At 36.9% G+C, this 24,817-nt stretch carries 22 protein-coding genes; 8 read left to right on the forward strand and 14 right to left on the reverse strand.

Going from position 1 to position 24,817, the window contains the following annotated elements; genetic code table 11:
- Positions 1–24: 24 nt before the first annotated feature.
- Positions 25–1,665 (forward strand): beta-N-acetylhexosaminidase, encoded by a 1,641-nt coding sequence (locus PL_RS15260; protein ID WP_041883623.1) that lies wholly within the window; start codon positions 25–27, stop codon positions 1,663–1,665.
- Positions 1,666–1,721: 56 nt separating this feature from the next.
- Here PL_RS15260 and PL_RS15265 read toward each other — a convergent pair whose 3' ends face one another.
- From PL_RS15265 to PL_RS15275, 3 genes are read right to left on the reverse strand one after another with little or no spacing between them, the layout of a single operon-like run.
- A complete protein-coding gene (locus PL_RS15265) occupies positions 1,722–2,819 on the reverse strand; it encodes a Nif3-like dinuclear metal center hexameric protein (protein WP_041883622.1) in 1,098 nt (365 codons plus the stop codon).
- 50 nt (positions 2,820–2,869) lie between these two features.
- Positions 2,870–3,232, reverse strand: coding sequence for a TM2 domain-containing protein (locus PL_RS15270; RefSeq protein WP_041883620.1), 363 nt, complete (start codon positions 3,230–3,232; stop codon positions 2,870–2,872).
- A gap of 22 nt (positions 3,233–3,254) precedes the next feature.
- A complete protein-coding gene (locus tag PL_RS15275) occupies positions 3,255–3,512 on the reverse strand; it encodes a DUF2752 domain-containing protein (protein WP_348619839.1) in 258 nt (85 codons plus the stop codon).
- A gap of 123 nt (positions 3,513–3,635) precedes the next feature.
- Between PL_RS15275 and mfd the strand changes: the two genes are divergently transcribed.
- Together mfd and PL_RS15285 are read left to right on the forward strand one after the other, a co-directional pair.
- Complete coding sequence (mfd, locus tag PL_RS15280; protein ID WP_041883617.1) at positions 3,636–6,977, forward strand: transcription-repair coupling factor; 3,342 nt, start codon at positions 3,636–3,638, stop codon at positions 6,975–6,977.
- Positions 6,978–6,988: 11 nt separating this feature from the next.
- Positions 6,989–7,201: a DUF3820 family protein gene (locus PL_RS15285; RefSeq protein WP_041883616.1), complete on the forward strand. Its 213-nt coding sequence runs from the start codon at positions 6,989–6,991 to the stop codon at positions 7,199–7,201.
- Between the two features lie 19 nt (positions 7,202–7,220).
- Here the strand turns inward: PL_RS15285 and PL_RS15290 are convergent, their stop codons facing one another.
- From PL_RS15290 to PL_RS15305, 4 genes are read right to left on the reverse strand one after another with little or no spacing between them, the layout of a single operon-like run.
- Positions 7,221–7,862, reverse strand: a complete 642-nt coding sequence (locus tag PL_RS15290; RefSeq protein WP_041883615.1) for a hypothetical protein — start codon at positions 7,860–7,862, stop codon at positions 7,221–7,223.
- 6 nt (positions 7,863–7,868) lie between these two features.
- The gene (locus PL_RS15295; protein ID WP_348619842.1) at positions 7,869–8,678 is read right to left on the reverse strand and encodes a phosphatidate cytidylyltransferase; all 810 of its coding nucleotides are present in this window, start codon (positions 8,676–8,678) and stop codon (positions 7,869–7,871) included.
- Positions 8,675–8,884, reverse strand: coding sequence for a DUF2007 domain-containing protein (locus tag PL_RS15300; protein ID WP_041883614.1), 210 nt, complete (start codon positions 8,882–8,884; stop codon positions 8,675–8,677). The genes PL_RS15295 and PL_RS15300 overlap by 4 nt, the downstream gene beginning before the upstream one ends.
- Complete coding sequence (locus PL_RS15305; protein ID WP_348619844.1) at positions 8,865–9,797, reverse strand: CPBP family intramembrane glutamic endopeptidase; 933 nt, start codon at positions 9,795–9,797, stop codon at positions 8,865–8,867. Before PL_RS15305 ends, PL_RS15300 begins: the two co-directional genes overlap by 20 nt.
- Before the next feature lie 53 nt (positions 9,798–9,850).
- Between PL_RS15305 and dusB the strand changes: the two genes are divergently transcribed.
- Together dusB and apaG are read left to right on the forward strand one after the other, a co-directional pair.
- Positions 9,851–10,858, forward strand: coding sequence for a tRNA dihydrouridine synthase DusB (gene dusB, locus PL_RS15310; protein ID WP_041883613.1), 1,008 nt, complete (start codon positions 9,851–9,853; stop codon positions 10,856–10,858).
- A gap of 44 nt (positions 10,859–10,902) precedes the next feature.
- Entirely contained in the window at positions 10,903–11,289 is a 387-nt protein-coding gene (gene apaG, locus PL_RS15315) for a Co2+/Mg2+ efflux protein ApaG (protein ID WP_041883611.1), read from the forward strand.
- Here apaG and PL_RS15320 read toward each other — a convergent pair.
- Entirely contained in the window at positions 11,286–11,981 is a 696-nt protein-coding gene (locus PL_RS15320; protein ID WP_041883609.1) for a zinc metallopeptidase, read from the reverse strand. The two genes, apaG and PL_RS15320, sit on opposite strands and share 4 nt — an antisense overlap.
- Before the next feature lie 319 nt (positions 11,982–12,300).
- On the opposite strand from PL_RS15320, the gene PL_RS15325 reads away from it, so the two are divergent.
- Entirely contained in the window at positions 12,301–13,623 is a 1,323-nt protein-coding gene (locus PL_RS15325; protein ID WP_041883607.1) for a DNA recombination protein RmuC, read from the forward strand.
- Here the strand turns inward: PL_RS15325 and thiL are convergent.
- Together thiL and nadA are read right to left on the reverse strand one after the other, a co-directional pair.
- Positions 13,618–14,658 (reverse strand): thiamine-phosphate kinase, encoded by a 1,041-nt coding sequence (thiL, locus tag PL_RS15330; protein ID WP_041883605.1) that lies wholly within the window; start codon positions 14,656–14,658, stop codon positions 13,618–13,620. The two genes, PL_RS15325 and thiL, sit on opposite strands and share 6 nt — an antisense overlap.
- A gap of 44 nt (positions 14,659–14,702) precedes the next feature.
- Complete coding sequence (gene nadA / locus PL_RS15335; protein WP_041883604.1) at positions 14,703–15,695, reverse strand: quinolinate synthase NadA; 993 nt, start codon at positions 15,693–15,695, stop codon at positions 14,703–14,705.
- 399 nt (positions 15,696–16,094) lie between these two features.
- Here nadA and nadB point away from each other — a divergent pair, with 399 nt between their 5' ends.
- Both nadB and PL_RS15345 read left to right on the forward strand, forming a co-directional pair.
- Positions 16,095–17,681: an L-aspartate oxidase gene (gene nadB / locus PL_RS15340; RefSeq protein WP_041883602.1), complete on the forward strand. Its 1,587-nt coding sequence runs from the start codon at positions 16,095–16,097 to the stop codon at positions 17,679–17,681.
- A gap of 12 nt (positions 17,682–17,693) precedes the next feature.
- Positions 17,694–18,203, forward strand: coding sequence for a gamma carbonic anhydrase family protein (locus tag PL_RS15345; protein ID WP_041883600.1), 510 nt, complete (start codon positions 17,694–17,696; stop codon positions 18,201–18,203).
- Between the two features lies 1 nt (position 18,204).
- On the opposite strand, the gene PL_RS15350 is transcribed toward PL_RS15345, so the two are convergent.
- From PL_RS15350 to ybeY, 4 genes are all read right to left on the reverse strand, one after another.
- Positions 18,205–19,839, reverse strand: a complete 1,635-nt coding sequence (locus PL_RS15350; protein WP_041883599.1) for an Ig-like domain-containing protein — start codon at positions 19,837–19,839, stop codon at positions 18,205–18,207.
- Positions 19,840–19,983: 144 nt separating this feature from the next.
- The gene (gene mnmG / locus PL_RS15355) at positions 19,984–21,846 is read right to left on the reverse strand and encodes a tRNA uridine-5-carboxymethylaminomethyl(34) synthesis enzyme MnmG (protein ID WP_041883598.1); all 1,863 of its coding nucleotides are present in this window, start codon (positions 21,844–21,846) and stop codon (positions 19,984–19,986) included.
- Positions 21,847–21,984: 138 nt separating this feature from the next.
- Positions 21,985–23,859, reverse strand: coding sequence for an ABC-F family ATP-binding cassette domain-containing protein (locus PL_RS15360; protein ID WP_041883597.1), 1,875 nt, complete (start codon positions 23,857–23,859; stop codon positions 21,985–21,987).
- A gap of 502 nt (positions 23,860–24,361) precedes the next feature.
- The gene (gene ybeY, locus PL_RS15365; RefSeq protein ID WP_041883596.1) at positions 24,362–24,814 is read right to left on the reverse strand and encodes an rRNA maturation RNase YbeY; all 453 of its coding nucleotides are present in this window, start codon (positions 24,812–24,814) and stop codon (positions 24,362–24,364) included.
- Positions 24,815–24,817 lie beyond the last annotated feature (3 nt).

Below are 24,817 nucleotides of genomic sequence, written 5' to 3' on the forward strand. Positions count from 1 at the left end.
CCCCAACTTAACCAAATAACCATTATGAAAAAGCTTTTAGTATCGTTTGCGGCAGTCTGTTTGCTGATCAGTAATCAGCATGTATCAGCCCAGACGGAACCCCTCATTTCTCCCCGTCCCCTGATCCTGGAAACAGCAAAAAAAGGGACTTTAAACCTGAGTGCAGCAACAAAAATTATTGTTCATGGATTACCAGCGGAAGCACAGTACCTGAAAGACAAACTCTCGCTCATTGCCGGGCTGAATATTCCGGTAACTATTACCCCAAAAGCCAGTAAAAACAATATACTTCTGGATTTGAAAGAAAATCCGGCAGCAACTTACGGTAAAGAAAGTTATGAACTTACTGTAAATACTAATGGTATTAAAATATCAGCAGCAGATAAGGCCGGCTTATTTTATGGTATACAAAGTCTGCTGCAATTAATTACAGTAACCGAACCTGGAAAAAGTGCAACAGTGCCATATGTAACCATTAAAGATAAACCACGTTTTGGCTGGAGAGCTTTAATGCTTGATGAGGGACGTCATTTTAAAGGAGAAAAAGTTGTAAAACAACTGTTGGATGATATGGCAATGCTCAAAATGAATGTATTCCACTGGCACTTAACAGACGATCAGGGTTGGCGGATTGAAATCAAAAAATATCCTGAACTAACTAAAATCGGGTCCAAACGTAAAGATTCACAATTGGCCTGGAGAAGCGAAAAACGCTCAGGAAAACCACATGAAGGATTCTATACACAAGAACAAATTAAAGAAGTTGTCCGCTATGCAGCAGACAGACATATCACTATAGTCCCAGAAATCGAAATGCCGGGCCACGCTACAGCAGCGATTGCCGCCTATCCATGGTTGGGTACAACCGGAGAAAAAGTGGAAGTGCCGGTGACGTTTGGTAAATTTAAAGATACTTACAATGTCGCAGATCCAAAAGTTTATACCTTCTTAGAAGATGTACTAACCGAAGTGATGGCATTATTCCCTTCTAAAGTTATTCATATTGGCGGAGACGAGGTTTTATATGACCAATGGAAAAGTTCCCCTCAGATACAGGCTCTAATGGGCAGAGAAGGCTTAAAATCGCCTGCCGATGTACAGATCTGGTTTACCAACAAAATTTCCAAATTCATTGCCTCAAAAGGTCGCCGGATGATGGGCTGGAATGAAATTATGGGAGGCAAAGTCCATGAATTCACAGATGACAAAGAAACTGTAGTTAAAGAAAAACTGGATCAGGGAACTATTGTTCATTTCTGGAGAGGTACAACTGATATGATTACCAGCGCAGCTTCAAAAGGATATGACCTGGTTAACTCCTATCATATTTATACCTATCTGGATTATGATTACAAGGAAATCCCGATTAGAAAGGCTTATGATTTTAATCCGATTCCGCAAGGACTGGACCCGAAATATGATAAGCATGTACTGGGCCTGGGCTGTCAGATGTGGAGTGAATTTATTCCGGAAGTAGCAGATATGCAGCAAAAAATTTATCCGCGTTTAGCTGCGTATGCAGAAGTAGGATGGACAGACTTATCCCGCAAGGATTATACTTATTTCCAAAACACAATGAAACTGATTGAGAACCATTGGAAAAAAGAAGGCGTGGAGGTCGCTGTCGTAGATTATAATGCCAGAGGCGAAGAAACTAAAGAATAATAAAAAAGGGCCTCCGAATAATTCGGAGGCCCTTTTTATGCCTTAATTTATCTTGCTTAGTAGAAGTAATTTATCGGATTCGTATTCACTCCTGTTAAATGTACAGTCATTTCAGGGAACTTCCGTTCCAGAATATCAACCAGCAGGTTAGATGTGAACTGTTCACTTTCAAAATGTCCGATATCAGCTATCATAAGTTTCCCATCAGCATCAAAAAACTCATGATATTTGAAGTCTGCAGTAATAAAAGCATCTGCACCAGCAGCAATAGCATGTCCAAGCAGAAAACTTCCTGAACCACCGCAAACAGCCACTTTTTTTATCTTCCGGCCAGTATCCCGGGTGTGTCTGATCAGCGTTACGTTCATTCTTGATTTTACAAAGCGCAGAAAATCCGCTGCATCCAGCTCTTCTTCCAGCCAGCCCACCATTCCGGAACCAACTGTATCCAGTTTATTCTCCATAGGAAAAATATCATAGGCAACCTCTTCGTAAGGATGATTTTCCAGCAGCGCCAGCAATATTTTCCTTTCATCCTGAATCAGAAATACAGTTTCAATCCTTATTTCCTGTTCATGATGCTGCATTCCATGCTGACCAACATAAGGTTGTGTACCAGCAGAGGCCTTAAATGTACCTGTACCTTCTGTATTAAAACTACATTCACTGTAATTTGCAATATTCCCTGCACCAGCAGCAAAAAGAGCCTCTCTCAGTCTGCCTGCCTGAGCTATGGGACAAAAAGTGATCAATTTCTTTAAAATCCCAGCTTTGGGAGCCAGAATTTTAGCCTGCTTTAAGCCCAATCGTTTACAAATTACACCATTTACCCCATTCTGGACACTATCCAGATTAGTATGAATAGCATACAAAGCAATATTATTTTTAATGGCATTGATAATTACCCGTTCCACATAATTTTTACCGGTGAATCTTTTTAATCCTTTAAAAACAATAGGATGATGTGTAATAATCAGATTACAGTTTTTAGCAATCGCCTCATCAACAATATCTTCAGTACAATCAAGAGCAACCAGAGCTCCTGTGATTTCCTGGTTCATATCACCCGTCAGCAAGCCTGAATTATCATAGTCTTCCTGATAGTTCAGTGGCGCATAAGTCTCCAGATGTTTCGTAATTACAGCTAATCTCATAATACGTAAAGATACAATAAGGTTTACAGCCAGCTTAAAATTTATCTGATTTATTGAGTTATAGCACCCATTTTTGCCATCTGTAAACTTTCAAAAGCAACCTTCTGATTATATTCAAAAGCCAGATTCTTATAATTTACCAGATCTATAATAGTACCGATCATACATAGTCCGTAAGTGAAAAAGTAAAGAATACCCATTCCAATCTGGTTTACTAAAAATCTCGACAATCCCGGTACAAAAAATCCCAGCACACAATACAGAACCATATCATCCGGATTTCTTCTTTTACTATTATAAATCATTAGAAATCCATTCAGCTGCTGCTCATTAAAACCTGTTGTTATAGATTGCAGGTAAGAAAACTCCTGAGGCGTGATGCCCGGAAGCATCATAAATGGTGAATTGTACATAATCTCTCTCCTTATATTTAATTTATCTATTCTTATTTTTTTTCCACTCGTATCGACCAAGTGTTATTATTCTCAGCCCGATAATCACTACCGCTGGTATACCTAACCAGTGCTGATGAAAACTCTCTTCAAGGTTACCATGGAACAATTGCGTAACAGATCTTCCCAGTCCGCAGCCCGGACACCAGTCCAGTCCCAGATTCGCCAGCGGACAAAAAGTAAAGTGATTTACGGCTTCATGTCCCTGAGGTTCAGCTATTGCCAGTAATAATAAACTCACAACCCAGAAAATTAATTCCAATGGTATGCGGCTTAACCAGTTAAGCACCCTCGTTTTGAATTTTAGAGTTATAAATGGCTGCATTGTTACATTTTAGCAAATCATAAATATTATCTTTGTGAAGTGAACATCCGTGACCTGATCAATAGATATAAAACTGATGAGCGCATCGAAGCGCTTGCAAAGACCCTCAACTCGGGTAAAGGTAATAAACTTCAATTAAAAGGTTTAGTTGGCTCTGCCGATGCCACAATTGCTGTAACCACCTATTTTTTACTGCATAAACCACAATTGTTTATTCTTCCCGATCGTGAAGAGGCTGCCTATTTTATGGCAGATCTGGAAAGTATACTGGAAAAAGAAGTTCTTATTTTTCCTTCTTCATTCCGTAAAGCATTTGATTTCACTCAGGTAGATACCGCCAATGTATTAGCCAGAGCCGAAGTGCTCAATGAACTCAACCATAATTCATCTTATGGAAAAATTGTAGTTACTTATCCTGAAGCACTGGCAGAAAAGGTTATCAACAGAGACATTCTGGAAAAAAACACACTTGAAATTAGTCTGGGTGTGAAATTAGGCATAGACTTTATCAATGAATTTCTGGTTGATTACGACTTTAACCGTACTGAATTTGTCTATGAACCGGGCCAGTTCTCTATTCGGGGTGGTATAGTTGATATTTTCTCTTTTTCTCATGATTTACCTTACAGAATAGAATTTTTCGGGGATGAGGTTGAGAGTATCAGAACCTTTGAAATTGAAAGCCAGTTGTCTGTAGAAGATGTTAAGACCTTCACTATTATTCCTAATGTACAATCCAAATATCTTACAGAAAGCAATATTAATCTGCTTGATTATATTGAAAAAGATACCCAGCTCTGGTTTAAAGATGTGGAATTTACCCTGGATATAATTAAAACCGGTTATAAAAAGGCAGTAGAGCTCTGGAAAGCACTTCCCTCAAAAGAAAAACAGGAAAATCCGGACTGGATCGATCCAAAATTTGCCTTTTCAGATGAAAGAATGATTGGAGATATCGTTCATGACTTCTCCCTGATTGAATTTGGAAAGCAATTTTTTTATAAGACCGACAATGTCTTTCTTTTTGACACTAAACCACAACCTTCTTTCAATAAAGATTTCAATCTCCTGATTCATAATCTGAAAGAGAATGAGAAAAATGGTATTCATAACTTTATTTCCAGCTCTTCTCCAAAACAAACAGAGCGGTTATATGCCATACTTGATGACATTGACAAAACAGCTAAGTTCGTTCCTGTCAATATTCAGCTCAGAGAGGGATTTATAGATCCCCGTCAGTCAATTGCATTTTATACTGATCATCAGATATTTGACAGATTTTATAAATACAAATTAAAAAGAGGTTATCAGCGTAGTCAGGCGATAACCATGAAAGACCTGAGAGACTTGAAACCGGGCGATTTTGTTACTCATATTGACCATGGAATAGGTAAATATGCCGGTCTGGAAAAAGTAGAGGTAAATGGCAAAACACAGGAAATGATCCGTTTGGTTTATGCAGATAATGACCTCCTTTATGTCAATATCAATTCACTGAACCGTATTGCAAAATATAGCGGAAAAGATGGTACACCACCAAAAATGAATAAACTGGGCACAGAAGCCTGGGATAAACTTAAAAAGACCACAAAAAAAAAAGTTAAAGACATTGCCCGTGATCTGATCAAGCTTTATGCACTGAGAAAATCACAGGTAGGAACTGCATTTGATCCTGATGGCTATCTGGAAACGGAACTTGAGGCTTCATTTATTTATGAAGATACTCCCGATCAGATGAAAGCCACAAGCGATGTAAAAAAGGATATGGAAGCCCCGCATCCAATGGACAGGCTTGTTTGCGGAGATGTAGGTTTTGGTAAAACAGAAATTGCAATCAGAGCAGCATTTAAAGCAGTAGCCAATGGAAAACAGGCTGCGGTCTTAGTCCCTACAACTATTCTTGCTCTGCAGCATTTCAAAACCTTTTCAGGAAGACTTAAAGAATTTCCATGCAGGGTTGATTATATCAACCGTTTCAAGACAAATAAACAGATCAAAGAGACCCTTGCACAGGTAGAAGAAGGTAAAGTTGACATTATTATCGGCACACACCGTTTACTGAGTAAAGACGTTAAATTTAAGTCTCTTGGTATTATGATTATCGACGAAGAACAGAAATTCGGCGTCTCTGCCAAAGAAAAACTCCGGGCACTGCGTGTCAACGTAGATACACTCACACTTACCGCAACTCCTATCCCGCGAACACTGCATTTTTCGCTGATGGGAGCGAGAGATTTGTCCATCATGAGTACTCCGCCACCAAACAGACAGCCTGTAAATACAGAACTTCATGTTTTTAATGATAAACTGATACAGGAAGCCGTACAATTTGAACTGGACAGGGGCGGTCAGGTATTTTTCATTCATAACAGAGTAAATGATCTGCCACAACTGGGCGGACTGATACAAACCCTGGTGCCTAAAGCCCGTATTGGTATTGCGCACGGGCAATTGGATGGAGATGCACTGGAAGATGTCATGCTCGATTTCATTAATGGAGAAAAGGACGTGCTGGTAGCAACTACAATTATAGAAGCAGGACTGGATATTCCAAATGCCAATACAATCATTATTAACCATGCTCATATGTTTGGTCTGAGTGATTTGCACCAGATGCGCGGAAGGGTAGGAAGATCCAATAAAAAAGCCTTCTGTTATTTGTTAAGCCCTCCACTATCCACCCTGACATCAGAAGCCCGGAAACGTCTGAGTGCAATCGAAGAGTTCTCTGATCTGGGCAGCGGCTTTAATATTGCCATGCGCGATCTCGATATTCGCGGCAGTGGAAATCTTCTTGGTGCAGAACAAAGCGGCTTTATTGCAGAAATAGGTTTCGAAATGTATCATAAGATATTGGATGAGGCTATACAGGAACTCAAAGCAGATGAATTCAAAGAGCTTTTCAAAGATGATAAAGAACGTCCTTTTGTAACCTTCACCCAAATAGATACTGATCTGGAATTATACATACCGGATGACTATGTAACCAATATTACAGAGCGATACAACCTCTATACCGAACTTTCCAAACTGGATGACGAATTACAGCTAAAGTCCTTCGAAAGTTCTTTAAAAGACCGCTTTGGCCCGGTTCCTAAGCCTGTAAAGACTATGTTGAATGTACTGCGTCTGCAATGGGCAGCTAAAAAACTGGGATTTGAAAAACTGAGTTTTAAAAAAGGCGTTCTGAGAGGTTATTTTATTGCTGATAAACAATCGAACTTCTTTGATTCCCCAATATTCCATAATATACTTCATTTTGCGCAGCAACATCCCCGGATGTGTAATCTGAAAGAAGTCAAAAATACTTTAAGAATAGCATTTGAAGATTTGAAAACCGTAGATGAAGCTATTCAGATGCTGGAAATGGTTCCACAATAAATTATTTCAGGATGAATCCACAATTATTAAATGATCTGGTAACCTTCAGAATGCCCTTTGGTAAATACAAAGACAAGCTGATTTGTGATCTCCCGGAATCCTATCTGATCTGGTTTAATCATAAGGGTCTGCCCCCTGGTAAACTCGGAGAGCTGATTGGTACCATGTATGAGATCAGATTAAACGGTTTGGAATATCTGTTAAAACCATTAAAAACAAGATAAGAAATAACTGCCTGTCTATTTACCCGGCAGTCATTTCTTTGATAAAACGTAACTTATTTCCTTCCAGCTTAAAAAGCCAGTTAAAAGCAGATTCACCACAAACTTCTTCTTCATCAGGGTGTGCTTCCCTGTAAGCCTGATCAGAATTTGTTCCATATTGCAGATTCACCATATCTCCTTCAATACTGATCCGGTAAAAAGTATAGCAACTCTCATCTTTCACATGATGTTCACTGGTGACTTCCTGCTTGCTTTTCAGCTCATCCAAATCAACTGCTTTAAACAAATCACTGAAACCACCCATTTGGAAATAATCATAAATATCATTGAAGTTCTTTACAAAAAGATCCCTGCTGATATTTCCTCCGGTTGATTTTCTTGCCAGATCAAAATCCTCGTTGACTTCATAAATTGATAAAGTACTGTCTGCTAGTGGAAAAATAAAGTATTTTTCAATTTTATTTACATCTTTATCTCCGAATGCCTGCTGCATTTGTTTCAGTTCGGCAACAATCAATTCTCTTTGATCAGGATTAATTGCTGCATCCTGCAGCCCTTTATTTTTAGCAGAACCGGAACTGTTTTCTCCTGTTCCATTTTTTTGATTACAGGAGGCAGAAAGCAATACAAACAGCAAAAGGAAATAAGCTAATTTATTCATCAGATACTATTTTAAAACCAGGTATAAATAGGCAAAAACAACCGGAGCAGCTATTAATAAGCCATCAAATCTATCCAGTAAACCACCATGGCCTGGTAAAAGTGTACCAGAGTCTTTTGCATTCAGACTCCTTTTAAGCATGGATTCCACCAAATCTCCCAAAGTACCAAAACTTACGATTAAGATGGCCATTCCAGCCCAGACCAACACGGATATTTCGGTAAAAAACAAAGAAATAATATAAGAAACCACCAGGCTTGTAAACATACCGCCAAAGAAACCTTCCCAGGTTTTTTTCGGAGAATGACGTTCAAATAATTTATGACTTCCCAGTTTTCTGCCAAATAAATAAGCACCGGTATCACTAGCCCACAATAAAAGCAGAAAAGCCAGTGGCAAATGATAATTATGTGTTGTCCAGTCCTGTATAAATGCTAGTGAATAGAAAAAACAGAAAGGTACTGTCACATAGACAAATCCCACAAAAGTATAGGCAATATTGCCGAAAGGAATTTTATCCTTCTTGTATAATTCACCTAAAAACACAGCAGATACCAGCGGAATAAGTAACAATAAATACTTTGTTTCAAACTGATATAAATGATAACCAGCTGTAATTAAAAATATCAATGCACTTACAACCAGACCAATGTTACGATGGGGTCTGATCCCGGAAGTTTTAACCAGTTTATAAAATTCTGCGAGCGAAAAAACGCTTAAAAGCAGATAGAAGAAAGTAAAAGTATAGGCCCCCAGAAAAATGGAACCCAACATAACAATCGTAAAAAAAAATGCCGTTATTGCTCTGGTTTTCATTCTGTTTCTGTAGAATTTATATAAGCTTCAGCGGCATCAAAATCCTTTTGACTAACCAATACTTCAATGATACCGAAAGTCTGATAAGAAGAATCTTTTTTATTCATAACTACCGCTGCAATATCATTCTCTATTAATCCCTGTTTAATAATCTCTGCTGTTACAGGATTTTCTGTGGTATAAACCTTAACCCAATTGTTCTCCATCGTTCGCTGTGGTTTTGTTTTTTAAATACTTAAATAAAAAGATGCTCAAAATTAAACTAATAACATATCCATACCATGGAAAATTTGAAGAATTATCAGCTTCAGTCAAAGGAATATTATGTTTTTGCAGGTACCAGGCAACACTAACTGCATAAGCATTGTTTAAAAAATGAGCCAGCATCGCGTACCATAAACTTCCTGTCCATAAATAGATATACCCAAAAGCTGCTCCAAGGAATAATCTTGGAAAAAAACCAAAAAACTGGAGATGTATTGCACTAAAAATAAAAGCAGAAATCCATATAGCTACATGTGGATTCTTAAACATTCTGGTAAATGATCTTTGTACACCTCCTCTGAAAATAAGTTCTTCTCCTATAGCCGGAATCAAAGCAATGACCAGAATATTGATTAAAAAGTCAAAAACATTATTAGTTTTTAATAATAAAATTGTCATTTTCATTGCTTCATCTTCTTTATTTCTCATCCAGTTCTCAACTGGTTTCAGAAAATCAGGAAGTATCATTTTCTGATTAGCCAGTCCAACCCATTCCATAATCGGCATAGAACAAAGCATGATCATAAACACTAAAAAAAGAAATGAAATTTTAGGTTTAATGAATCCATAAAAATTGCTGACTTTTCTTTTTTCCGTCCATGCAAGCATTAATGGCGGTAAAATGAACATACAGCCTGTAGTTAAAACCTGTGATACTTTAAGTACAGCAATAGCAGTTGCATCTCCACCTGTCAGTAAATCAGCATTGCCCAGGCCATCAAAACCATAAACACCAAGTATGACTGCCAGACTAAGAACAGAACCAATAATCAAACCTATTATAGCGTAACAGAGAATCATAAGTAACTGTATATAAGCTCCCTTCTCTTCAGGCTCGTTGTAAATGAAATTCATTATTGGGAATAGTTTGTACCTTTGTGTTTTAATTTTGGATTGAAGATAGAAAAATGTCTGTAAAGATAGGAAATATTGACCTGGGAGAGTTCCCTTTATTACTTGCACCAATGGAAGATGTAAGTGATCCGCCTTTTCGTTTTGTTTGTAAACAAAGTGGGGTGGATATGATGTATACAGAATTCATCTCTTCCGAAGGATTGATACGTGATGCTGCAAAAAGCAGACAGAAGCTGGATATTTTTGAATATGAAAGACCTATTGGTATCCAGATTTTTGGAAGCGAGATTTCCACTATGCAGGAAGCTACAGAGATTGCTACTCTGGCTAAACCAGATCTTATCGATATCAATTATGGCTGTCCTGTTAAACAGGTAGCCTGTAAAGGGGCAGGTTCAGCTCTTTTACAGGATATAGATAAAATGGTTAAAATGACTGAAGCTGTCGTAAAAGCTACGCATTTACCAGTTACAGTTAAAACCAGATTAGGCTGGGATGATAACACAAAAAATGTAGATATAGTAGCTGAAAGATTACAGGATATCGGAATAAAGGCGCTGACCATTCATGGCAGAACAAGATCTCAGATGTACAAAGGAGAAGCGGACTGGCGTATGATCAGGGAGATAAAAAGAAATCCCCGGATTAAGATTCCCATTTTCGGTAACGGAGATGTTGACAGCCCTCAGAAAGCACTGGACTGGCGCAGAGAATTTGAAGTTGACGGAATCATGATAGGCAGGGCAGCCATTGGTTATCCATGGATTTTCAGAGAAATCGCTCATTTCTTTAAGACCGGAGAAAAACTTGCCGGTCCTACTGTTGCGGAAAGAGTTGCCGTTTGCAGAGTCCATTTAGATAAATCTATTGCCTGGAAAGGTCCGAAGGTAGGTATATTTGAAATGAGACGCCATTATGCTAATTATTTCAAAGGCTTACCTGATTTCAAGAATTATAGAATGTTATTGGTAAAAGAGGATAATATTGAAATAATTCATGCTATTTTAGACGAAGTGGCAGATAAATATCATCACCTGCTCCTGGAAGGAGAAATGGCTTGATTTTTGAAAACCACTTAATCAATTAGACTACAATTTATAATACAATGGTTACAGCGATTACACAAGGCGTTAAGATTTCGGTAGATACGGTGTATCAGGAAGAATATTCCAATCCTGAGAAAGAACATTTTATGTTTGCTTACCAGATTTCTGTAGAAAATCTGTCAGATTACGCTATACAATTAATGCGCCGTCAATGGTTCATATTTGACTCAAATGGTACTCAGCGTGAAGTTGAAGGAGAAGGAGTAGTAGGTATACAACCTGTTATCGAACCCGGAGAAAGTTATTCTTATGTTTCAGGATGTAATTTAACCACAGATATGGGGTCAATGTCAGGAAACTACCTGATGCACCGTATGGTTGATGAAAGTGATTTTACAGTTGATATTCCTGAATTTCAACTCATTGTACCCTACCGCTTAAATTAGTTTTTATTTCTTCCGAATAACATGGATGCATAATATATTAAATTAGCCAATGCACCCAGTGCGGCTACCACATAGGTCATTGCTGCCCACCATAAAGCATCCTTGGCCTGTGAATTTTCTTCCTGACTATGCATAACAACCTGGTTGTTTTTAAGCCATATCAGAGCTCTTTTACTGGCATCAAATTCTATCGGAAGTGTAATAAAACTAAAAATGGTTATCAGTAAAAGTCCGGCAACACCAATTCCCAATACAAAAGGATTACCGGTAAAACCTATCAGTAAAATACCTATAATCAATACCCACTGCAAAAGATTGGAAGATATACTGACTACCGGAACCATATTTGTTCTGAATTGCAGCCAGTGATAAGATTTGGCATGCTGAACAGCATGTCCGCATTCATGTGCAGCTACTGCTGCGGCTGCAACACTTCGCCCGTAATAAACATCTGTACTAAGATTAACTGTTTTATCAGCCGGGTTATAATGATCTGTTAATTGTCCGTCAGCATTCATTACCCTCACATCATAAATACCATTATCATGAAGCATTTTCTCCGCAACTTCCCTTCCTGAAAATCCTGAATTTAATTGCATTTCTGCATATCTCGAAAATTTATGTCTGAACTTCCATTGCACAAACATGCTTAGAATCAGTATCGGAATTATAAAAAACAAATAGGTTCCCATCTCTTAATATCACATTTTACTAAATGTACATAACTCAAAAATTGTTCCTATAATTCTCTATTCCAATAATTTTTAAATGAAATCCACATAATTAAATTAAAACAGATGATTTAAATTAACAAACACTCTTTACAGTTAATAAATTAATTAACCATTAAAAAATTACACGCTATATCTCTTAAAATAATCAGTTTATTTTTTGTAAAAATATTTTATGTCTTATAAAAACTTCATAAAATCCACAATTTACACAGATTATAATACTAAAATACTTGTTAAAATCGTTTATATTATAGATTTTTGATAAAAAAATTAGTAAATGAACATTGTCATTATAGTATTACTCGCCATTGTTATCCTTTTCCTTTTTTTAATTCTGTTAAAAAAACCAGGAGTGGCCGATAACCAAAAAGATCTTCTTTGTTTAAAAGAAGCCGAACATGATAAGATTTTATCTTATTACAAAGAAGAAAAACAAAATCTGGAAGATGAACTTATCGATTTGCGTAAAGGGTTTATGGACGAAAGAAGCCGTGCTGTAAAAGCAGAAGAAATGCTGAAAGCACAGCTCGATAAACAAACAGAACAGGAAAAATACATAGCCGAGCTTCAGCAAAAATTCCAGCTGGAATTTGAACATATTGCCAATAAGATCCTAGAAGAAAAGTCATCAAAATTCACAGCAAACAATAAGGCTAACATGGATCTCATTTTAAGCCCGCTGAAGGAAAATATAAAAGCATTTGAGGAAAAGGTTGACCGGGTATACAAAGCGGAGTCTGATGAGCGGAATATACTCAAGGGAGCAATTTCACAGCTCATGGATCAGAGCAGACAAATACAGGAAGATGCCAATAATCTGACCAAAGCACTCAAAGGCGATAATAAAAAACAAGGTAACTGGGGGGAAATTATTCTGGAAAGAGTACTGGAACGTTCAGGATTGGTTAAAGACCAGGAATATCGCATACAATCCAGTTTTAGTACTTCCAGCGGCAACAGGGTACAGCCAGATGTAATAATTGATCTGCCGGAAGATAAACACATTGTAGTGGACTCTAAAGTCTCTCTGATTGCCTATGAAAAATATGTAACTGCAGAAACAGAAGAAGAAAGAGAAATATTTGTTAAGCAGCATCTGCTCTCCTTAAAAAATCACGTACAGGATTTGTCAGGTAAAAACTATCAGGCGCTTTATCAAATCAATTCACCTGATTTTGTTTTACTTTTTATCCCTATAGAATCTTCATTTGGTATTGCTGTACAAAAAGATGCCGAACTATTCAACTATGCCTGGGAAAGAAAAGTAGTGATCGTAAGTCCTTCAACTTTACTGGCCACATTACGTACAATTTCAAGTATCTGGAAGCAGGAAAGACAAAATAGAAACGTATTGGAAATTGCCCGGTTAAGTGGTAGTATGTACGATAAATTTGTTGGTTTCATCACTGATATGGAAAGTATCGGACGAAACATCCGTCAAAGTCAGGATGCCTATGACAAAGCCATAGGAAAATTATCAGCAGGTACAGGAAATCTGGCTGTTACCGCAGATAAAATAAAAAAACTGGGTGCAAAAACCACGAAACAGATTGATCGTAAATTTTTAGACCCAGCTTTAATAGACGATGAAATCCTATAACTTAAAAGCACTCCATCCCTGTGCTTTCAGTTCATGAACCACATTTGATTTAGAAATCATTTTACAGCCTGATGCTTTCTCAGTAATATGTCCAATGACGGTAATATCCACATCATGCTTTAATTTTGTATAATCATCCTGTTTGATCGTGAACAGCAATTCATAGTCTTCTCCACCGTTTAAAGCACAAACAGTTGGATCCAGACCAAGTTCTCTTGCAGTTTCATAAGTCATCGGATCAATAGGAAATTTATCTTCATACATGGTACAGCCTTTTTCAGATTGCTTGCAGATATGCATAATTTCAGAAGCCAGCCCGTCAGATACATCAATCATTGATGTCGGTATAATTTTCATCTGAGCCAGTAAATCCACTATATCCCTTCTTCCTTCAGGTTTAAGCTGTCTCTCAATAATATAATCTTTACCCTCCAGATCAGGCTGAATATTAGGATTTTCCAGGAATATCTGTTTTTCTCTTTCCAGAATCTGAAGACCTACATAGGCACCGCCCAAATCGCCGGAAACACAGATTAAATCACCTTCATTTGCACCATTTCTGTAGCAGATATCCTCTTTTGCAGCATAACCTATACTCGTTACACTCAATACTAATCCCTGTTTACTTGAAGAAGTATCCCCCCCAATTAAATCAATATTAAACTTATTACAGGCCAGTTCTATTCCTTTATAAATTTCTTCAACAGCTTCCAGCGGAAATTTACTGGAAACACCAATAGAAACTGTGATCTGGGTGGCTACTCCATTCATAGCATAAATATCACTCAGATTAACCTGTACGGCCTTATAACCAAGGTGCATTAAGGGTACATAAGCCAGGTCAAAATGAATTCCTTCCAGTAATAAATCTGTAGAAATCAATACTTCTTTATCACCCGAATGCAGTACTGCAGCATCATCACCAATTCCTTTGACACTGCTTTCATGTCTTATTTTGAAATTATTGGTCAGGTGATCAATCAGACCAAATTCACCTAATTCACCTAACTCTGTACGTTCTTTATTTTCAAACATTTTTTTCTATACTAATTTTAACCGGCGGAATCTCCGTTCGGTTTCTACAATCCAAGACTTGCTGAAATTTCCAGCATTCTTTCAATCGGTTTTCTTGCTTCTGTTATAATATGCTCAGGAACAGTCACTTCAGGAGATCCGTTTTTCAAACACAGATACAATTTTTCTAAAGTATTTCTTTTCATATACGGGCAGTCATTACAAGCACAATTATTATTCGGTGGTGCCGGAATAAATGTTTTTGTAGGATTTGCCTTTTCCATCTGGTGGATTATACCACTTTCAGTAGCTACTATAAATTCTTTTGCATCACTTTTGATAGAATAATTTAACAAACCTGTAGTAGATCCGATATAATCAGCCATCTGCAATACTGCTTCTTCACATTCCGGATGCGCAATAAATTTCGCATTCGGATGACGTTCTTTAAGCTTTGTTATTTTCTCTCTTGAAAATATCTCATGAACCATACAGGCACCATTCCACAATACCAGATCTCTGCCGGTTTTCTTTGCTACCCAGGCTCCAAGATTTTTATCCGGACCAAAAATAATTTTCTGCTCTTTTGGCAGGCTTTCTACAATTTGGACTGCATTCGTTGAAGTACAAACGATATCACTCATCGCTTTTAATTCTGCTGTGCAGTTTACATAGGTAATTACCAGGTGATCCGGGTATTTTTCTTTAAATTTTTTAAACAAATGTGGTGGACAACTATCAGCTAATGAGCACCCTGCCTTTAAATCCGGTAATAAAACCTTTTTTTCCGGAGAGAGGATTTTAGCTGTTTCTGCCATAAAATGCACTCCTGCAAACACAATCACATCAGCCTCTGTTCTGGCGGCTTCCTGCGAAAGACCCAAACTATCCCCTATATAGTCCGCAACATCCTGTATATCAGGATCTTGATAGTAATGTGCAAGGATTATTGCATTTTTCTCTTTTTTTAACTTTTCAATTTCCGCAAAAAGATCAAGTGTTGGGTCGATACTTTCTTCTACAAATCCTCTTCTGTTCAATTCTTCTAAGGTATCCATTTTCAACGTTTCAATAATTAATAATTATTTAATATAAATAGATTTCTATTGTTTATTAGTGTGTTAGTAATGTTTGTAACTCTGGGATTTTTATTCGTTTTTATAACTTGTTCTATACTTATCCACAAATAAATCACTTTTTTTTTAGAAAATATCCGCTGATTTACAATTAGATATTTTTAAGATTAAAAACTTATCCATACTCAGATGTTTATTAGTTATCTGGTAGTAAAAAGTTAATAACTCATGCAAAGTTGCTGAAAAATAACTTAAAATATTGTGTCTAATTCTCATTTTACCTTAGCTTTAAACATTCTTAAATAGTTACTCTATTTATTTAGACAAGTAATCAACATATTTCTAACGTTGTTAACAACAAGGTAGAATTAGCAGAATTCAATGAAGAATACAGACTTTTTAGTTATAGGATCGGGGATTGCGGGCTTGAGCTTCGCTTTAAAGGCCGCTAAGCATGGTAAAGTTTTGATTATTACAAAATCAAACGAAGATGAATCGAATACAAAATATGCCCAGGGTGGGGTAGCTGTAGTTGTTGATAAAGATGATTCTTTTGAAAAACATATTCAGGATACTTTAATTGCCGGTGATGGACTTTGTGATCCGAAAATTGTGGAGATCGTGGTGAAAGAAGGGCCTCAGCGCATTCAGGAGATCATAGATTACGGAATTAATTTTGACAAGGACACCGCTGGCGTTTATGATCTGGCTAAAGAGGGAGGGCATTCAGAGCATCGTGTTTTGCACTATAAAGACGTTACTGGATATGAGATTGAGAGTGTTTTACTGAAGCAAATTCATGAAAATCCGAACATAGAGATATTAACACATTACTTTTGTTTGGAGTTAATTACCCAACATCACCTTGGTGAGTTTGTTGACAAGAGCACTAAAGTTATTAACTGTTTTGGTGTATATGCCTTTAATACAGAGCTTAACGATGTGGAAAAGATCTTAGCAAAGGTGACCGTTCTTGCTTCTGGTGGTGCTGGTCATGTCTATTCAAGTACTACAAACCCGGTGATTGCAACTGGAGATGGTATGGCAATGGTTTATCGTGCTAAGGGAAAATTAAGGAATATGGAGTTCATTCAATTCCATCCGACGGCTTTGTATAACCCTGGAGAGTATCCATCGTTCTTAATTTCGGAGGCTGTAAGAGGCTTTGGAGGGGTATTAAAACGTAAGAATGGTGATGAATTTATGTATGAATATGACGAAAGAGGGTCTCTTGCACCACGTGATATTGTTGCCAGAGCGATAGATTCTGAAATGAAAAAATCTGGAGAAGATTTCGTTTATCTTGATATAAGACATCGTTCAAAAACTGACATATTGACACACTTTCCTAATATTTATGCGAAGTGCTTATCTATAGGAATTGATATGACCAAAGATTTAATTCCTGTAACTCCGGCAGCACATTATATGTGCGGAGGAATTATGGTGGATGAATTTGGAAGATCTTCTATTCATAATTTATATGCCTGCGGAGAATGTTCTTCCACAGGTTTACACGGTGCAAACAGACTTGCTTCAAATTCATTGCTGGAAGCTCCTGTTTTTGCCCATCGGATTTATCTGGATGCAGTAGAAAAGTTTAAAGAAAGCTTTATTCCGGAAAATATTCCGGAATGGAACGACGATGGTGTTGTTCAATCTGATGAAGATATTCTGGTTACACATAACCTGAGAGAAACTCAGAAATTAATGAGTGATTATGTGGGTATTGTACGTTCTGATTTCAGGCTTGACAGGGCTATGAGACGTTTGTTTTTACTTCATGAAGAAACTGAAGAATTTTATAAAGCGAATAAAGTATCAGTTAAGTTATGTGAATTAAGAAATGTGATACAGGTTGCTTTTACAGTGATTAAGTCCGCAATGGCCAGAAAAGAAAGCAGGGGATTACATTATACTACTGATTATCCCGGTCATGCTGAAAAATTAACAGATACTATTTTTTAATATATATATAATATGCCCGTTATTTTGCCGGTTTTAGATAAAAATCCCCAATGGGGAGAGAATTGTTTCATTGCTCCCAATGCAACTATAGTAGGAGATGTAACTATGGGAACAAATTGTTCGGTATGGTTTAATGCTGTGATCAGAGGCGATGTAAATACTATTACCATTGGAAATGACAGCAATATCCAGGATGGTGCTGTTATACATGCTACGTACCTTAAGGCTGCTACTACAATAGGCAATAGAGTCTCTGTAGGGCATAATGCCATAGTACATGGCTGTGTACTGAAGGATCATGTTTTAATAGGTATGGGAGCTATAGTGATGGATAATGCTATTGTAGAAGAGTATTGTATAATCGGAGCTGGTTCTGTGGTGCTGGAAAACACAATTTGTGAGAGCGGATTTCTTTATGCCGGTACACCAGCAAAAAAAATAAAGCCCATTACTGAAGAGCAAAGGGCTTTATTGAATAAGCTGCCGGATAATTATATTATGTATGCTGACTGGTTCAGATAATCTATTTTTCTTTAGGTAAGGTTATCGTCTCGTTTCTATCCCAGTTAGCACGTATTGAGAGCTCTTTAGGCTCATTATATATAGTTTCTGGTTGTAAACCCAGCTTGACATTACCCGTATCCCAGACGCCGTTTTTATTGGTATCATAGATAATTCTGATAAAATATTTTCCGGCTCTGTAATTAGCAAACTTTACGGTGGTATCACTGGATACCACCAGGCTGTTTACAATGGCTTTTGACTCATTTGTAACCTCCAGCAGGAATTGTTTATTAGGTTCCGGTACGACAATTTTCACCTGTAATGTACCATAATCATCTTTTTTAGCTAGTTGGAATTTTTTGGTAAACTCTTTATTTTTGGTATCAAACAAAGCTGTAAATGAACCTTCTTTGAATTTGATTTCATAGATATTATTGGCTCTCCAGGGATAAATCAGATGGTAGGCAAGAAAATCTGAACTATCCTGTACTACAGTAAAATTGGTTTTGACTACTGAGTCTTCCATCAGGGTTATTTTTGATGGATCTACTGCTGTTATTGGTATACCAAAAGTTAATGTAAAAGGTTTATTCGGGTTAATCAGGTTTGCTTCGATATTATCTGTAGCTACAACTGTTCTTTTATAAGTATCCTTTTTTCCTCTGTTGAAATTGGCTGTCTGAAGCAATTTACCTGCATCAGTTATACTTATTTTTGTGGAGTCAAAGCTTAAATCTGCTAACCAGACTTTAACTGAATCACCCGTTTTATTGAATTTTACCTTTTTACTGATGTCCAGATTTTTAGGTTCAAGGACTATAATTTCAGGTTTTTTCAGTTTCTGATTGAAATTCATGGTAATACTTCCATCGGGATTTAATCTTCTGTCGTTTATTCTGAAGACAATTGCATCCTCTTTAAAGACGGCCATGTTAACATTCTGTGTGTCTTTTTTAAGTACTATCGGTTCCTTTATAAAGCCTATTTCGTCAGAAACCTGCTGATAAATCTTGTCACTGCTTTGCTCTTTCAGCGCATAGATTTTATAGGTATCAGCTCTTAAATTATTTATTTTATAATTTCCGCTACTGTCTGTTAAAGTATAAATTGAAGCTTTCTTTTTTCCGAACAGTGTGTCTCTGGATAGGGGGAATACAAAAGCTACACCTTCTATTAATGGTTTACCTGTTAACGATTCTTTGATATTTCCAGAGATACTTAAAGAGTCAAGAGATGGTCCGGTTGAAAAAACGTAGCTGAAATTTTTTAGTACGTTTCCTTCGTTAACGTCAGCAATTGCTTTACCAAAGTTTAGTGTATAAGTTGTGTTTTTTTCCAGGGAATCTTTAAAGGTAATTTCAAGTGATTTGTCTTTTACTTTTAAGGTAGGCAGTACTTCCACATCCGGAGAGATGGAAAATTGTTTGTACTGATCCACCAGTTTAAAATATTCATCAAATTGTATCACTATCTTTTTTGTACTGAAATTTCTGGTCAGATTTTTTGGAAGCATAGAAAGAACTTTTGGTGGAGTTTTATCTTTCGGGCCTCCCTGTGGACCCGGTCCAATGCTTGCGCAACCATAAATCAGGGAAATTCCTAAAAATATGTAAAAGAAAATCTGTGTAATCTTTAATAAGCTGTTTTTGGCCATTTATATGCGATATAATGAAATCTTTAACCTTTTTAATAATTATGATCTGGAACATCTGAAAGCGCCTTATATCGCTTTAAATCAAGTCGCTTTCGGATGTCTTTGTTTTGATAGTTAATACACTGATATTCAGTGTATTGTGTTTTATTTGCTAATATGTACCATTAGAACTGAGATATCAGATGGAGAAACTCCGGAAATTCTTGATGCCTGTCCTAAAGTACGTGGTTTTATTTTCAATAATTTCTCTCTTGCTTCTTTTGACAAGGACACTAAAGATGAATAATCAAAATCAGGATTAATATCTTTGTCCTCCATCTTTTGCATTTTGTTTACGATTTCCTGTTCTTTCTGGAAATAGCTTTCATATTTGATTTTGATTTCTGCCTGTTCAATAGTTTCCTGATCAAAGGTATTCAGATATTCATCCAGGCTTTTGCTTACCTTTCTTACATCATCTATGCTAACCTGTGGTCTGCCGAGTACACTTACTATTTTTACATTTTGAGCTAGTGGTGTAGAACCTAAAGTTTCCAGCATATCATTTGCTTCGGTCATATCAATTCCCTGTTTACGGGTAAATGCTACGATATCATCTGAGTTTGAAATTTTCTGATGAACGATTGCTAAACGCTCGTCACTAATTAATCCCAGAGAGTGACCAATAGGGGAGAGCCTGATATCCGCATTGTCCTGACGTAATAGTAATCTGTGTTCTGCTCTTGAAGTAAACATGCGATAAGGCTCTTCGGTTCCTTTAGTAACCAGGTCATCAATTAATACACCTATATAAGACTCTGATCTCTTCATAATTAACGGAGATTTCTCATTTATCTTTAAATGCGCATTTATTCCTGCGATAAAACCTTGACTAGCAGCCTCTTCGTATCCTGTAGTTCCATTAATCTGTCCTGCAAAGTATAAATTCTCTATTAATTTGGTTTCTAATGTCAGAGAAAGCTGAGTAGGCGGAAAATAATCGTATTCAATTGCGTAACCTGGTCTGAACATTTTTGCATTTTCAAAACCTGGTATCTGAATCAGTGCTCTGTATTGTACATCTTCCGGCAGGGAAGTTGAAAATCCGTTTACATAGATTTCGCAGGTATTCCATCCTTCTGGTTCTACAAAAATCTGGTGTCTGTCACGTTCTGCAAACCTGTTTATTTTATCTTCAATTGAAGGACAATATCTTGGCCCAAGCCCCTTTATTCTTCCAGTGAACATTGGAGATTTTTCAAATCCTTCTTTTAAAGTTTCATGAACATTGCTATTTGTATAGGTGATCCAGCAGCATCTTTTTTCCGTTGGTCTTTCTACATTTGTGTAAGAAAATCTTCCCGGATTTTCGTCTCCCCATTGCTCTTCCATCAGTGAATAATTTAATGATCTTCCATCCACGCGTGGGGGAGTACCAGTCTTCATTCTGCCGGCTTCGAAACCAATTGAAGTTAATTGTTCTGTAATTCCAGTAGCAGCTTTTTCACCTGTTCTGCCACCACCAAATTTCTTCTCACCAATATGGATTAATCCATTTAAAAATGTACCATTGGTTAGGACTACACTTTTGGCTTTTATCTCAACTCCGATGGATGTTTTTACACCCGTTACTTTATTGTTTTCTATGATCAGACTGCTGACCATATCCTGCCAGAAATCTACATTTGGTGTGCGTTCTAAAGCCAGTCTCCATTCTTCTGCAAATCGTTTTCTATCGTTTTGTGCACGTGGACTCCACATAGCCGGACCTTTAGAAAGATTCAGCATTCTGAACTGTAAAGTGGTCTTATCGCTGATGATTCCGGAGTAGCCACCCATAGCATCTATCTCTCTTACTATTTGTCCTTTTGCCACTCCACCCATTGCTGGATTGCAACTCATCTGTGCAATTGTCTCCATATTCATGGTGACTAATAAAACGGAAGATCCCATGTTTGCTGCTGCCGCCGCGGCTTCACAACCTGCGTGTCCGGCACCTACAACAATCACATCATATTCTTTAAACATCTTATTTTTATTTATGTTCCACGTGAAACGTCGCCTGTATTTTTCTTTGTGAAGCGAGTGTGTTCCACGTGGAACGTTAATTTTTATTATAGTTCAACGGGCTTGTTTATTTTAAAGAGAGCCTTGTGAGGGCTTAAATTAAGCCGGTTTATTTGTTTTTTCTGATAATTCAACCCAGCGTTCCATAGTTTGTTCCAGGGTAGTATTCAACTTTTCAATTGCTTTGGTTACTTCTTGTATTTCCATATAGTTAGCACTATCAATAGAAAGCAATGAGTTCGTTAATTTATCTATTTCGTTTTCTGTTTCTGCTATTTTTGCTTCAGAATCATCCAGTTCTTTCTGCTCTTTGTAAGTTAATTTATGAGTAGGAGCCGCTGCAGTTTTCTGTTCGTTTTTGGGAGATTTACTATCTGTTTTTTCTTTTGGAGTTTCAAGGCTGATTCTGTATTCTGAATAATTACCATTGTAAATGCTTACCGCACCATCACCTTCCATAATGAATAATTGCTCACTCATTTTGTCTAATAAATACCTGTCGTGAGAAACCAGTATTAAAACACCAGGAAAATTTTCAAGGAATTCTTCCAGTACATTTAAGGTGTCAATATCTAAATCATTGGTAGGCTCATCCAGTATAAGGAAGTTAGGGTTTTGCATCAAAACCTTCATCAGGTGTAAACGCTTTTTCTCTCCTCCACTTAATTTTTCTACCATCCCATGTTGTTTCTTAGGAGGGAAGAGGAATAAAGTTAATAACTGAGATGCTGAGATCATAGAACCATCAGCCATCTTAATATATTCAGCATCTGATTTTACGATATCAATTACTCTTTCTTTTTCATTGAAAGCTAAACCACCTTGTTTATAATATCCATAGACAGTAGTTTCTCCGGTACTTACATTCCCTTTTTCAGGAGTTAAAAATCCTGTAATAATATTCAGAAGAGTAGATTTTCCGGTACCATTTTTTCCTGCCAGACCAATACGGTCTGCGCGTTTGAATGTATAGCTGAAATCGTTGATTATTTTTTTCTCATCAAAGGACTGACCGATATGATCCAGCTCCAGGATTTTATTTCCCTGGCGGGACATTTTCATACTCAGTGTTACACTTCCATTGTCTGAACGTTGTTTGGTCTTAGACTCTAAATCATAAAAAGCATCTATTCTGGATTGAGATTTAGTTGTTCTTGCAGCAGGCATTCTGCGCATCCATTCCAATTCTTTTTTCAGCAGGTTTTTATTTTTCTGAAAGGTAGCATCATCAGAAGCTTCCCTTTCTGATTTTTTTTCCAGGAAATAAGCGTAGTTCCCATTGTAATTATAAATCTTACCTCTATCCAGCTCGACTATAGTGTTACAAACATTATCCAGAAAGTACCTGTCGTGTGTTACCAGCAGGATAGTTTTATTTCCTGAAGTCAGTAATTTTTCCAGCCATTCAATAGTGTCAATGTCCAAATGGTTGGTAGGCTCATCCAATACATAAATCTCCGGATCTTCAATTAACAGTTTAGCTAGTGCTAAACGTTTTTTCTGACCACCGGATAAGGTTGCTATTTTTTGCTGAAGATGATTTATACCCATACGGCTTAAAATCGTTTTGATTTCATGCTCATATTCCCACGCATTATGTTCGCTTAATTCTTCATATAAACGGTTAAGCGTTTTTTCATCAGGATTAGGATCTTCAATCAGCTCTTCGTATTCTTTGATTAACTGTTGCTGTTTATTCTCTGTAGAAAAAATAAAATCACTGATAGAATAGCCGTCAGGGAAGGAGGGCTCCTGATCAAGAAAGCCAATCTTTACAAATTTATTTTTTACAATTTTCCCTTCCAGCGGAGTAAACCGCTCGGCAAGTAATTTTAATAAGGTACTTTTACCGGCTCCGTTGATTCCAACCAACGCTACCCGCTGACCTGTCTGGATGCCTAAGGTTAAATTTTTGAATAACCATTCATCATTGTAGGCATGGCCTAAATTTTCTGCTGCAATTAATGTGCTCAAAGTATATTTTTAACGAATTATCAGATAAGAAATTACCGGCAAAAGTAAGCAATATTTGTGGGTATAATATTCATGTGTTTAAACATCTAAATATTATATTACAATTAAGTAACGTACGGAGTTATAAGTATATAATGAAAATCAGAAATGGCAATGATTTGGGAAATCAGAATGCTGAAATAATTTATATGCCGTAGCCACAGGGCCTTAAAAAACTGGGGTATCATTGTTCGTCATTTCAGCAGGTTTGCCGGATAATTTGAATCAAAATACAAAAAACCGGCGAAATGAGGTATTTGATCTGGCTTCTGGTTTTAATCTTCCTTTTAACGTACATTAGAGGCGATTTAACGAGGTTATTGGCATTTTGGAATAATAACCCTAAGAAAAGTTAAAAATGGCCTGTACTGCTTTAAAATGAGTCGGGTTTTTGAGTCGAGAAAGTTGTCTGTAACTAGTTTATAATCAGTTGTTTATTTGTTTCTGTTGCTGGAAATCAAAATCAAATAGCAGAATTAGTCAGTGCAGCACTCCATAAAGCAAGATATTCATCTTCTTTTTGGGTCATCAGCGTTTTTGCTGCTTTTCCTTTGTCTTTATAACCTAACAGGTGAAGTGTACCATGAATCATTACTCTGCATAGTTCATGTTGTACAGTTCCTTTGAATTGTTTAGCATTTTCCTGTATGCGCTCAATACTGATAAAAATATCTCCTTCAATCATTTTAAGCGTCTCTGAGTTATCAAAAGTAATTACATCTGTGTAGGTGTCATGATTAAGATATTGCTGGTTTATAGCCAGCAGATATTCGTCAGAACAAAGAATAAAGCTTAACTCCTCCAGCTGATAACCTTCTGCAATGATTGTATCATTGATCCATCCTCTGATCAGGGTTTTATTTTTAAGATTATACTTAACGTCTTCCAGAAAAAAATTGATAGCAGGTTTACTCATGAA

Source organism: Pedobacter lusitanus (assembly GCF_040026395.1).
Taxonomy (GTDB): domain Bacteria; phylum Bacteroidota; class Bacteroidia; order Sphingobacteriales; family Sphingobacteriaceae; genus Pedobacter; species Pedobacter lusitanus.